Origin of the sequence: Tepidiphilus succinatimandens (genome assembly GCF_006503695.1) — a bacterium.
GTDB lineage: Bacteria > Pseudomonadota > Gammaproteobacteria > Burkholderiales > Rhodocyclaceae > Tepidiphilus > Tepidiphilus succinatimandens.
In genome coordinates, this window is record NZ_SBIK01000001.1 from 309,395 (window position 1) to 321,590 (window position 12,196).

Below are 12,196 nucleotides of genomic sequence, written 5' to 3' on the forward strand. Positions count from 1 at the left end.
AACCCCGAACCCTCCGCTATCGCAATACACTACAATGGATACAGCCCGCATTGTAACGGACGCCCACCCGAGCCTGTCATGCAGACCCTGCCCGCCCCCTACGCCGAAACCCTCCGTTACAGCCCCTTTCTCGCGCGGCTGCTCGATTCCCGTCCCTGGCTCGCGGAGCATCTGGCCGCCACGCTCGACTCCCCCATCGACCGCGAGGCGATGCAGGCGTTCCTTACCGACCCGCCCGGTCCGCTGCCGTTCGACCCCGACGAACGGCTGGAAGCCTCCCTGCGCCGACTGCGCGCCCGGGTGCTCGCGCACGTGGCGCTGCGCGACCTCGCCGGGCGAGCCAACCTCGACGAAGTCACCGGCACCATGACCACGCTGGCCGAAGTCGCCCTGGAAGCGGCCCACGACCACGCCTTCGAGCATCTCATCGAGCGCCACGGCCGCCCGCTCTCCTCCTCCGGCTGGGAACAGGAACTGCTCGTCGTCGGCATGGGCAAGCTCGGCGGGCGCGAGCTCAACGTCTCCTCCGACATCGACCTCGTCTTCCTCTACCCCGAAGACGGCGACACCGCCGGTCCCAAGATCCTCAGCAACTTCGAATTCTTCGAGCGGCTCGGCCGGCGCCTCATCCACCTCCTCAGCGCCCCCACCGCCGACGGCTTCGTCTTCCGCGTCGACATGCGCCTGCGTCCGCACGGCGACTCGGGGCCGCTCGTATGTTCCTTCGACATGCTCGAAGACTACCTCCTCACTCAGGGGCGGGAATGGGAGCGCTATGCCTGGATCAAGGGGCGCGTGCTGCGCGGCGAGCGCTGGCAGGAACTCGAAGCCCTGGTGCGCCCTTTCGTCTTTCGCAAATACCTCGACTACGGCGCGATCGAAGCCATGCGGGCGCTGCATGCCCAGATCCGTCACGAAGTGATGCGCCAGGATCGGCTCGACGACGTCAAGCTCGGCCCCGGCGGCATCCGCGAGATCGAGTTCATCGCCCAGGTGCATCAGCTCATCCGCGGTGGCCGCGACCCCGAACTGCAGATCCGCCCCACGCGCCAGGTACTGCGCCGGCTCGCCGAGCGCGGCATCCTGCCCGCAGAAACCGCCGCGGCGCTCGACGAAGCCTACGTTTTCCTGCGCCGTGTCGAACACCGCCTGCAATACTGGGAAGACGCCCAGACCCACCGCCTGCCGCGCGACGAAAACCAACGCACGCTGCTCGCCCAGGCGATGGGCTACCCCGACTGGAGCGCCTTCGCGCGCGAACTCGAGCGCCACCGCGAGCGCGTCGCCGCCGAATTCACCCACGTCTTCGGGCACGAAGAGCAAAGCACCACCGTGGCCGTACCGGTACTCAGTGCCGCCGTCGACGAACTCGAACACTGCCTGCAAGAACGCGGTTTCACGCGGTCCGCCGAACTCGCCCGACGCCTCGACGCCTTCCGCGCCTCGCCGCGCACCCGCGCGCTCACCGCAGCCGACCGCAACCGGCTCGAAGCCCTGCTGCCGCGCGCCATCGACATCGCCGCCGCACATCCCAAACACGACGACGTGCTCGAACGCCTCCTCGATCTCTTCGAAGCCATCGGCCGGCGCAGCGCCTACCTCTCGCTGCTGCAGGAATACCCGCAGGCGCTGCGCCGCGTGGCCGAACTCGTCGGCGCGGCGCGTCAGGCCGCCACCTACCTCTCGCGCCACCCCATTCTGCTCGACGAACTCCTCGACGAGCGCCACCTCGACGAAGAACCCGACTGGCCCGCTTTCGCGCGCGAGCTCGAGCGTCTGCTCGACGCCCTCGAACCCGACGCCGAGCGCCAGATGGACCTGATGCGCGAGCATCACCACGCCCAAGCCTTTCGCCTGCTCATGCGCGACCTCGCCGGCCGGCTGACGGTGGAGCGCCTCTCGGATCACCTCTCGGCGCTCGCCGACACCCTGCTCGAGCTCAGCCTGCGCTACGTCTGGCGCAAGCTGCGCCGCCGCCACACCGACACCCCGCGCTTCGCCGTGATCGCCTATGGCAAGCTCGGCAGCAAGGAACTGGGCTACGTCTCCGATCTCGACCTCGTCTACCTCTTCGACGACCCCCACCCCGACGCACTCGAAACCTACACCCGCACCGCCCAGCGCCTCAACACCTGGCTCTCCACGCGCACCGCCGCCGGCATCCTCTACGAAGTCGACCTGCGCCTGCGCCCCGACGGCGAAGCGGGGCTGCCGGTCACTCCTCTCGAAGGCTTCCACCGCTATCAGCGCGAGAAAGCCTGGACCTGGGAACACCAGGCGCTCACCCGCGCCCGCTTCTGCGCCGGCGACCCGGAGCTCGGCGCGCGCTTCGAAGCCATCCGCCGCGAGATCCTCTGCCTGCCGCGCGAGCCCGCCAAGCTCAGGGAAGAAGTGCTCGCCATGCGGCAGAAGATGCGCGACGCCCACCCCTCCCGCCCGGGGCTCTTCCACCTCAAACACGACCCGGGCGGCCTCGTCGACGTCGAATTCCTGGTGCAATACCTCGTGCTCGCGCACGCCCACCAACACCCCGAACTCACCGCGAACACCGGTAACATCGCCCTGCTACGCTGTGCGGCGCAGATGGGCCTCATCGACGCCGCGCTCGCCCGGCAGGTCGCCGACGCCTACCGCGAACTGCGCCGTCTGCAGCACCGCCAGCGCCTCGACGAACTTCCGGCCGTCGTCCCCGAAGGGGAAGCCGCGGCGCTGCGCGAACCCGTCCTCGCCCTGTGGCGGCAAATCTTCACCTGAGGTACCAAGAACGGTCATGACCATCGAAACCGAACTCAAGCTCGGCATCCGCCGCGGCGACCTCCCCCGTCTGCGGGCGCACCCTCTGCTCGCCACGGCGCGTCACCATCCCCCGGTGCGTGTGGACAACACCTACTACGACACCGAAGACGAAGCGCTCGCACGCCACGGCATCGCCCTGCGCCTGCGCCAGATGGCGGGACGCAAACTCCTCACCGTCAAAACTGCCGCTCCCAGCCGCAGCGGGCTCTCCTCGCGCCAGGAATGGGAAGCTCCCTGGCCCGGTACGTTCGACTTCACCTTCGTCGAAGACGACGCTGTGCGCGAGCGCCTGGAAAAAGTCCGCGAGCGCCTCGAACCGCGCTTTCGCACCCGGTTTCGCCGCGAGATCTGGGAACTCCCCTGCGGCGAGGGGCACATCGAGATCGCGCTCGACCTCGGCCGACTGGAAGCCGGCGCAGCGAAATTGCCGATCCATGAGCTCGAACTCGAGGCCTACGCAGTCCCCGCCGCCGAACTCCTGACGCTCGCCCGGGCGCTGGCGCAAGATCTCTCCCTGTGGCCCGAAAACCGCAGCAAGGCCGAGCGCGCCATGCAGCTCGCCGCCGGCACCTGGGCCGCGCCGGTCAAGGCCGTCGCAGTCGAACTCGACGCCAAGGGCGACCCCCTCGCGGCGCTGCGCGCCCTTGCCGACGAAGTGCTCGCCCACTGGAGCGGCAACCTGGCGCTGCTGCCTTACCGCCACGACCCCGAATACCTGCACCAGATCCGCGTCGCCCTGCGCCGGCTGCGGGCGCTGCTGCAGATCTTCGAACCGGTCACCGGCCCCGAATTCGCCAGCCACTGGCGCGAACGCCTCGGCGAGCTCGCCGCCGAACTCGGCCAGCTGCGCGACCTCGACGTGCTCCTCGACGAGCTGCTCACCCCCGCCCTCGAACGTTGCCCCGTCGAGCGCGAGGCCCTCGGCGAGCTCGCCGCTCGGCTCTCCAGCGAACGCGAGCGCCTGCGCCGTCGCAGCGGCCGCCTCGACCCCGGCCGCCACGGCCGGGTGCTGCTCGACTTCCTCGCCGCGCTCGAAGCCCTGCCCGGCAACGCCCTCATCCGCGCGAGCGACCTGCGCCACTTCGCCCGTGACCGGCTCGAAGCGCTGCGCAAGAAAGCCCGCCGGCGGCTGGCCGCCCACCTCGGCGACCCTTCCCCCGCCGTGCGCCATCGGCTGCGCATCGCCCTCAAGAAACTGCGCTATGGGCTGGAATTCTTCCGTTCCCTGTGGCAGGGCAAGGCCACCGCCCGCGCGCTCGCCCGGCTCAAGCGGGCCCTCGACGTACTCGGCCGCGCCCAGGACTGGCAGGCGGCGCAAGAGGCACTCGTCCAGCGGCAAAAGCGCTATCCTGAAGAACGGCTCGCCGCCGCCGTGCTGCTTGCCTGGCACCACGAGCGCATCGCCCGCGACACCGCCGAGATCCTCGGCAACCTCGAAGACTGGCTCGAAGACGACCTCACCGGATGACGCACATGGATCTTCTTCTCTGGCGCCACGCCGAAGCCCAGGACGGGCAAGACGACCTCGCCCGCCCCCTCACCGAACACGGACACCGTCAGGCCAAGCGCATCGCCCGCTGGCTGGAACGGCACGCCCCCGAAGACCTGCGCCGCTGCTGCAGCCCCGCGCGCCGCGCCCGTGAGACGCTCGAAGCCTGGACCCAGGACTACGAGCTCCTGCCCGAGGCCGCCCCCGGCGCCGCGCCCCTTGCCGTGCTCGCCGCCATCGGCTGGCCCGAGCTCGAACGCCCCACCCTCATCGTCGGCCACCAACCCACCCTCGGCGGCATCGCCGCGCTCGTACTCGCCGGCCAGCACAGCACCTGGTCCATCCGGCGCAGCGCCCTGTGGTGGTTCAAACGCCGCCAGCGCCACGGCCACGTCGAGACGGTGCTGCGCGTCGTGCTCGATCCGGAACTGCTCGACTGAAGCGCCATCCAATCGCTCATCGACCGGCTCTTCCCCTTCTCCGCACCGCACCCCAGCCGGTGCGAATGCCCTCCTTCCATCCGCCCCTATTGCGACGCATCAATCGCAGCATTACACTTCTTCTTTTCCAGAAACAATTTGCAACGATGGCCCACGACAGCACCACTTCTCCGCCCAACGGCACGCGGCGCGTCATCGACGGCGTCGAACGGGTCTATTACGACGGCTACTGGATCAAGACGTACCCTATCCCCAAAGATACGATCCAGGCCAAGCGCACCCTCATCGCCGCCCTCACCCGGCGCCTCTTCAACCACGTCGAGCACGGCCTCAACATCCCTGGCAAACGGCTCGATGAAGCCCGCGCGGCCTATCAGGCGGAAACCGACCCGCAGAAGAAGCGCGTCAAGGGCGCGATGCTCGCCGGCGCGCTCTTCAACCGCGCCACCGACATCTTCACCAAGCTCACCGAGCTCGAAGAGCTCGGCGTCAAAATCACGCCGGACAACGAACTGATGCGCGAATGCGGCCGCTGCCTGCAGGAAGCTCTCTCCCTGGGGCGGCTCGTGCTGCATCGCAGCGGCGAAGAAGGCATCGACGAGCTCTGGGGCGAGCCCTTCCGCGCCTTCTCCATCCCCATCGAAGACTTCTACGAGAGCCGCTACCTCAAGATCGCCTGGACCATGCGCGACATCGACCGGATCGCTCAGGTCATGTGCCGCACCATCGGCGCCCACCCCTTCTTCCAGGGCATCAACCCCTACGTCGAAGCCTACGCCCGCGCCGCCAAGGTCAAGACCGAGACGCTGCGCACCGACAAGGAAATCTTCGACGTCTGGGCCGACTTCGTCGTGGCCGGAGAAAATCTCGCCAACTACAAACCCAGGCTCTCCACCCCCCCATCGCGCGACGAGCTGCTGCTCATCACCGATGGCGAGCGCCTCATCCTCGACGGCAAGGAACTCATCGGACACATCACCCGCGCCCGCACCCCCATGCCCAAGAGCACGCAGAACTACATCGCCCGCTGCGAACACTTCGCCACGGGGGCGCTCGCCATCACCCGGCACCGGCTGGTCGCCTGACCCCCCCGTCGCGCGAACGCCGCCCCATCAGCCCGTCACTCGATGACCCCGCCCAAACCCCTGGCCGCGCTCCTGCTCATCGTGCTGCCGGTGCTCGCCTGGTCTTGGCACGAAGCCGCCGATCGCCTCACCTGGTGGCTCGAAGCCCTGCCGGTCGTGCTCGCCCTGCCGTTGCTGCTGGTCACCGCCCGGCGCTTCCCCCTCACGCCGCTGCTCTATGGGATCATCACGATCCACATGGTCTTCCTGCTCGTGGGCGCCCACTACACTTATTCCCAGACACCCTTCGGATTCTGGCTCAAAGAGCTCCTCGCGCTGGAGCGCAACCCTTACGATCGCCTTGGCCATTTCCTGCAGGGAGTCACGCCGGCGCTGCTCGCCCGCGAGCTCTTCGTGCGCCTGGCCATCGTGCGCGGCAAGGGCTGGCAAGGATTCCTGGCCGTGGCGGTGGCGCTCGCCTTCAGCGCCTTCTACGAACTCCTCGAATGGGGCACCGCCATGACCTACGGCGCCGAAGCCGAACACTTCCTCGCCATGCAGGGCGACATCTGGGACACCCAGTGGGACATGGCCACGGCACTCTTCGCCGCCGTGCTGATCCTGCCGCTCACCGCTGCGCGGCACCGCTGCCAGATCGCCTTGCTCAGCGCCCGATCGGTTCCTGCTGCCCCACCGTCTCGATGATCCCGCCCCCCAGGCACACGCGGGACTCGTACACCACCACGCTCTGGCCCGGCGTGAGTGCCCACTGCGGCTGCGCGAACACGAGCTCGGCGCGCTCCCCTTCCACCCGCTCGATCTCGCAGGGCGCATCGGGGGAACGATAGCGAGGTTTGGCCGTATACACCCAATGCGTGTGTGGCGCCCGGCCCGAGATCCAGTGGCAGCGCACCGCCGTGAGCCGGTCGTGCCACAGCGCCGGATGCTCGCGCCCCTGCACCACGTAGAGCACGTTGGCCGCCACGTCCTTGGCCGCCACGTACCACGCCTCGTGCTCGGCAGGATCCTCGCCGCCCTTCACCCCGCCGATGCCCAGTCCCTTGCGCTGCCCCAAGGTGTAATACATCACTCCCTGGTGCGTGCCCAGCACGCGCCCGTCGTCGAGCGAGCGGATCTCGCCGGGGCGCGCCGGCAGATAGCGCTGCAGGAATTCGCGAAACGGCCGCTCGCCGATGAAACAGATCCCGGTCGAATCCTTCTTCTCCGCCACCGGCAGTTCCAGCGCCCGGGCGATTCTGCGCACCTCGCGCTTGTAGAGCCGCCCCAGCGGAAACATCGAGCGCGAAAGCTGCGCCTGGTCGAGCCGGTAGAGGAAATAGCTCTGATCCTTCGTGCCGTCCTCGGCCTTCAAAAGCTGATACGTCGCCCCCTCCTCGTCCTCCCAGCGCCGCACCTGAGCGTAATGGCCGGTGGCGATGCGCTCGGCCCCCAGCGCCATGGCATGATCGAGGAAACAGGCGAACTTGATCTCGGCGTTGCACAGCACGTCCGGGTTCGGCGTTCGGCCGGCGGCGTATTCGGCGAGGAATTCGGAGAAGACCCGCTCCTTGTACTCCTTGGCGAAATTGACGACTTCCAGCTCGATGCCCAGCAGATCGCACACACTCACCACGTCGATCAGGTCCTGGCGCGTGGAGCAATACTCCTCGTCGTCATCGTCCTCCCAGTTCTTCATGAACACGCCCGTCACGCGCCAGCCCCGCTCCTTCAGAATCCAGGCCGCCACCGACGAATCCACCCCACCCGAGAGCCCCACCACCACGTGGCGCCCCTCGCCCGGCTCGACGCCGATCGCATCCCAATCGAGTTGCTCCATCACGACTCCTCAGCCCGCCAAATGGCGGATCAAATCCAGGCTGTAGCGCCGCCCCTCGCGCCAATCGCGCACGCAAGAAAGCACCATGGGGCTGCGCAGACGCCCTTCGCGCCCCGCCGCCTCCACTTCTTCCGGCGATAGCCACAACGTGCGCAAAATCCCCTCGTCCAGCGCGCGATCGGGCTCCTCGCCCGTCACCTTGCCGGAAAAGGCAAAGCGCAGGTAAGTGAGCGCCCCATCGGGCCGGGTCCATTGATACACCCCTACCACGGCATTGGGCACGAACCGCAGGCGCGACTCCTCCAGCGTCTCGCGCACCACCGCCTCGACGAGCGACTCCCCCGGCTCCAGATGCCCCGCCGGCTGGTTCAGGCGCACGCCGAACTCCGTGTCCTCCTCGACGAACAAAAAGCGCCCCTCACGCTCGATCACCGCCGCCACCGTCACGTGCGGCCGCCACACTTCGCCCATCGCGCGCCTCAGACTTTACCGAAAAGAGCATTATAAGACCGGCGAAGCAGCCTATGGGCGCCCGAGCGATCGCCGACACGGCTACAGGACGGCGTCGTGCGGTGCTCGAACGCCCCCCGATCGGAGGGCTTCGCAACCGACCCCGCTCGTAGTGGTTTTTCACGAGACCCGGGAGTGTGCGATCATCTTCTGCTCGAAAGCATGAGGAGACGACGATGAAACTCTATGACTATCCGCCCGCGCCGAACCCCCGACGCGTTCGCATCTTTCTCGCGGAGAAAGGCATCGAAGTGCCGACCGAAGCCGTAGATCTACGCCAGGGTGCGCAACTCAGCGAAGCGTTCCGCCGAATCAACCCGCAGTGCGTGGTCCCCTACCTCGTGCTCGACGACGGCACCGGCATCAGCGAATCGATCGCCATCTGCCGCTATTTCGAGGCGCTGCAACCCGACCCGCCGCTCTTCGGCAAGACCCCGCTCGAGCAGGCCCTGGTCGAAATGTGGAGTCGGCGCGCCGAGTTCGAGGGACTGCTCGCCGTCGCCGACGCATTGCGCAATTCCGCACCGGCTTTCAAGAACCGCGCACTGCCCGGGCACGATGACTACGAGCAGATCCCCGCCCTCGTCGAACGCGGACAGCGCCGCACGAAACGCTTTTTCGACGTCCTGGAAGAACGGCTCGCGCACTCGACTTTTCTGGCGGGCGATTTCTTTTCAGTGGCCGACATCACCGCCTTCGTCACGGTGGACTTCGCCGGCTGGATCAAGCTCACGCTGCCAGAAACGCACATCAACGCTCGACGCTGGTACGAAACGGTACGGGCACGGCCGAGCGCGTCCGCCTGAGCGTCACGAACGAAATCACCGACCGACCAAAGCCCCCTTCAGGGACTCCTGCGCAGGCGAAGGACCCAGCCAGATCGCCAGCAGCACCGGGAAGAAACCCGGCTCACGCACCGGCTCCATCAACGCCTGTCCATCGACGAGAATGGAAGTTTCTCCATGAAGGTTCTCGGTGATTTCCACGGCGGTCCCTGCTTTCATCTCGCCTGCCGCTGCCATCGCCGCCCTGAGTCTGGCCAAAGGATCACGAAACGGGGCGAGCGCATCCGGCGCATGATTCTTCTCGAGTCCCTCCCACAGCGCTTCGACAAAGGTGCGTCCGTCCAAGCGTCGCAGCAAGCGAATCGCAATCACCCGCGGCGGTGGAGACGACAATGCCGCCTCGGCCGTTTCCGCCCGCTGCGGCAGATACAAAGCGATGGCATAGACGTCGAAGACGAGTCTCGTACGCACCCCCGAACCGTTGCGCACGAGCACCTGTCCTTCACGTTCGAGGGTTGGTGCGAATTCCCCCTGCCCCTCTCCGCCCCAAGCCAACGACCCAAAGCACGACAAACCGCACAAGATGAGCATCCAGCGGCGCAAGGTATTCATACAAAACTCCAACAAACGTTTGAATAAAATAAATGCTAGTGACAATGCTTTCATTCGTCAACGCCCTCATGCGTAGGGTAGCTCGCAGAACCATCGCACCAAGATAGGCGGGCATCCGAGCACCGCGCAACGCCGCCATACGGCCGCACCGTAGGTCATTCGCGACGCTCCATAGTATGATCGCCCCATGCCCATCCAATGGTTTCCCGGCCACATGCACGCGGCGCGGCGCAAGCTCGAAGAGACGCTTGCCGACGTCGACGTGCTCATCGAAGTGCTCGACGCGCGCATTCCCGCAGCGAGCCGAAATCCTCTGCTCGAGACGCTGCGCCGCAGCCGGCAGCGCCCCTGCCTGAAGCTGCTCAACAAGGCCGACCTCGCCGATCCGGCCCGTACCACCGAATGGATCGCCGCCTTCGAGCGCGAAGAGGGCGTGCGCGCGCTCGCCGTCTGCGCCAAGAATCCGGCCGACGTGCGCCGTATCCTGCCCGCCTGCGAGCGACTCGCGCCACACCGCAGCGAGCCGACCAAACCGCTGCGGCTGATGATCGCCGGCATCCCCAACGTCGGCAAATCCACGCTCCTCAACGCCCTCATCGGCCGCAAGGCCGCCAAGGTCGGGGACGAGCCGGCCGTGACGAAGAGCGTGCAGCGCTATGATCTTCCGGGCCTGCGCAGCATCACCGACACCCCCGGCCTGATGTGGCCCAAGATCGAATTCGAGGCCGACGGCTATCTGCTCGCTGCCTGCCACGCCATCGGGCGCAACGCCGTGGCCGAAGAGGAAGTGGCGGCCTTCCTTGCCGAGACCCTGCTCGCCCAAGGATACGCCGATCGGCTCACCGCACGCTACCGCTTCGATCCCACAGGCATGAACGGCGAAGAGATCGTCGAGGCCGTCGGCGAGCGGCGCGGCTGCCGGCGCAAGGGCGGCGAGCTCGACCGGGAAAAGGCGGCCAATATCCTCCTGCAGGATTTTCGCGAGGGCAAGCTCGGCCCCCTCACCCTGGAGACGCCCGCCTCGCGTGCCGCCATGATCGCTGCGCACGAAGAAGCGGCGCGCGTCAGCGCCGAAGAAAACGCTCAGCCGACCAGCCGGTAGCCAATCGGCACCGTGAACCCCCCTAGGGCGCACACGGCCGCGTCCCCCTCCAGCGCCGCCACCGCCTCGCGCACGAGCGCGAGCGCCGCCTCGTCGAGCCAGGGGGCACCGGAGGATCGCTCGAGCTGCACGACCGCCTTCCCTCCCGAGCAATGGAGCCGCACCCACACGGTCCCCTCCACACCGAGGCGCCGCGCCTTCGGCGGATAGACCTTGTGCGCCTCGAGCCAGGCGCGCAGCCGCTCGGACCAGGGCGCCCCGCCCTTGGAACCAGCACCCCCGCCCCCTTCTCCCTCCTTTCCGGAAGACGGCCCGGACGCCCCGTTCCCGCGTCCGCCCGCGCCCGCCCCTTCGCCCGTCGCAACGGCAGGCTCGGCACCGCCGCGCCCCTCGCCCGCTTCCTGCGAGGCCCCCTGCGATGGAGCATTTCCCTCCTCGCTGGCCGGCACGGCCGCTTTGACCTCGGGTAGCGCTTCCGCAGGGGGGATCCGCTTCTCGGGCAAGGGCATGTGCACCGGCTTCACCGCCACGGCTCGCGGCGCAGCCGTCGTCCGAATAGGAGCGGGCATCGAGGGCCGAGAGGGGGGCGCGTGCGGCGAAACCTCGGCCGGCGGCTCGGACACAGGTGCCGCGAACCCACCCTCCCCCCCTCCCGCCTCGCCCGCAGCGGCCGAATCCGGCGCCTCCTCCACCGGCCCGATCAAGGTCACGGCAAAAGGAGGCGGCTCGCGCGGCGGCCAGGCGGACGAGAGTCCCGCCGCCAGCAGGCCGAAGGCGAGCGCATGGACCGCGAGCGCCAAGGCCCACGCCGCCAGCGACGGCCGCCATTGCCGGCCCCCACGCCGCGCCGTCCCCCCGAACGAATCTTCTTGCATCGAAGCATTTCAATGAAAGGCAAAGAGGGATTATCGCACTGGCACCTCGCCGGAGCGCGCTTCCCTTCGCCGCGCCGGATTTACGCTATCATTGAACATACCCCAGAGGGAGCGAGACCATGACCGACAAAATCCCCGACCCGGTGCCCCAACACCCGCTGCTCGAGGGAAAACCCGAGATCGCACGGGGACGCTACAGCATCGTGCTCGAGAAGGGAGACGGCGAGCGCGTCTATAAGATCATCACCCATCCGGACGAATACCTGCTCTACGCTGCCGACGACCGCCCCCAGGGACCGCATTTCCCCACCGTCTACGCCTACCACGGCATCATCGGACGCGCCAGCAACGGTTTTCCCATGCACCTTTTCGAGGTGGAAAAGCTCTATCCCATCCCCGAAACCAGCCCCGCCGCCGACGCCGCCCGTCGGCTGATCCACGCCTGGTGGGATCTGTGCCAGCAGTGGCAGCAGCTGGGCCAGATGATGGGCCGCATCGCGCTGCAGCAGCTCACCGAGCTCAAGCCGCCGCCGTTCGATGCCGGCATGAAACAGGCAGTAGAGACGCTGGCGCGCTTCGCCGAAACCTATCGCGTGATTCCTGATCTGCTTAGCCGCGACAACCTCATGATGCGCAAGGACGGCACGCTGGTCTTCTCCGACCCCATCCGTCCCGGCAAGGACTGA

The 12,196-nt window shown here is 67.6% G+C and carries 12 protein-coding genes; 8 read left to right on the forward strand and 4 right to left on the reverse strand.

The features are described 5' to 3' along the window. Positions 1 to 78 precede the first annotated feature (78 nt). The 5 genes from glnE (at position 79) to EPD82_RS01650 (ending at position 6,494) form a co-directional block, all read left to right on the forward strand. A complete protein-coding gene (gene glnE, locus EPD82_RS01630; protein ID WP_055422480.1) occupies positions 79 to 2,754 on the forward strand; it encodes a bifunctional [glutamate--ammonia ligase]-adenylyl-L-tyrosine phosphorylase/[glutamate--ammonia-ligase] adenylyltransferase in 2,676 nt (891 codons plus the stop codon). A 16-nt stretch (positions 2,755 to 2,770) separates the two neighbouring features. Further along, entirely contained in the window at positions 2,771 to 4,264 is a 1,494-nt protein-coding gene (locus tag EPD82_RS01635) for a CYTH and CHAD domain-containing protein (protein WP_141054661.1), read from the forward strand. A gap of 5 nt (positions 4,265 to 4,269) precedes the next feature. Continuing rightward, a complete protein-coding gene (locus EPD82_RS01640) occupies positions 4,270 to 4,725 on the forward strand; it encodes a SixA phosphatase family protein (RefSeq protein WP_055422478.1) in 456 nt (151 codons plus the stop codon). Between the two features lie 146 nt (positions 4,726 to 4,871). After that, positions 4,872 to 5,810 carry a hypothetical protein gene (locus tag EPD82_RS01645; RefSeq protein ID WP_055422477.1) on the forward strand — a complete coding sequence of 313 codons (939 nt, stop codon included), beginning with the start codon at positions 4,872 to 4,874 and terminating at the stop codon, positions 5,808 to 5,810. Between the two features lie 42 nt (positions 5,811 to 5,852). Further along, entirely contained in the window at positions 5,853 to 6,494 is a 642-nt protein-coding gene (locus EPD82_RS01650) for a DUF2238 domain-containing protein (protein ID WP_141054664.1), read from the forward strand. On the opposite strand, the gene mnmA is transcribed toward EPD82_RS01650, so the two are convergent. Beyond that, positions 6,454 to 7,626, reverse strand: a complete 1,173-nt coding sequence (gene mnmA, locus EPD82_RS01655) for a tRNA 2-thiouridine(34) synthase MnmA (protein WP_141054667.1) — start codon at positions 7,624 to 7,626, stop codon at positions 6,454 to 6,456. The genes EPD82_RS01650 and mnmA overlap by 41 nt on opposite strands. 9 nt (positions 7,627 to 7,635) lie before the next feature. After that, positions 7,636 to 8,097, reverse strand: a complete 462-nt coding sequence (locus EPD82_RS01660; RefSeq protein WP_141054670.1) for an NUDIX hydrolase — start codon at positions 8,095 to 8,097, stop codon at positions 7,636 to 7,638. A 215-nt stretch (positions 8,098 to 8,312) separates the two neighbouring features. Here EPD82_RS01660 and EPD82_RS01665 point away from each other — a divergent pair, with 215 nt between their 5' ends. Next, entirely contained in the window at positions 8,313 to 8,942 is a 630-nt protein-coding gene (locus EPD82_RS01665; RefSeq protein ID WP_055422474.1) for a glutathione S-transferase family protein, read from the forward strand. A gap of 15 nt (positions 8,943 to 8,957) precedes the next feature. On the opposite strand, the gene EPD82_RS01670 is transcribed toward EPD82_RS01665, so the two are convergent. Then, a complete protein-coding gene (locus tag EPD82_RS01670; RefSeq protein ID WP_055422473.1) occupies positions 8,958 to 9,533 on the reverse strand; it encodes a chalcone isomerase family protein in 576 nt (191 codons plus the stop codon). A 187-nt stretch (positions 9,534 to 9,720) separates the two neighbouring features. Here EPD82_RS01670 and ylqF point away from each other — a divergent pair, with 187 nt between their 5' ends. Further along, positions 9,721 to 10,635: a ribosome biogenesis GTPase YlqF gene (gene ylqF / locus EPD82_RS01675; RefSeq protein WP_141054673.1), complete on the forward strand. Its 915-nt coding sequence runs from the start codon at positions 9,721 to 9,723 to the stop codon at positions 10,633 to 10,635. On the opposite strand, the gene EPD82_RS01680 is transcribed toward ylqF, so the two are convergent. Then, complete coding sequence (locus EPD82_RS01680) at positions 10,617 to 11,510, reverse strand: TonB family protein (RefSeq protein ID WP_141054676.1); 894 nt, start codon at positions 11,508 to 11,510, stop codon at positions 10,617 to 10,619. The two genes, ylqF and EPD82_RS01680, sit on opposite strands and share 19 nt — an antisense overlap. A gap of 119 nt (positions 11,511 to 11,629) precedes the next feature. Between EPD82_RS01680 and EPD82_RS01685 the strand changes: the two genes are divergently transcribed. Beyond that, positions 11,630 to 12,196 carry a hypothetical protein gene (locus EPD82_RS01685; RefSeq protein ID WP_141054679.1) on the forward strand — a complete coding sequence of 189 codons (567 nt, stop codon included), beginning with the start codon at positions 11,630 to 11,632 and terminating at the stop codon, positions 12,194 to 12,196.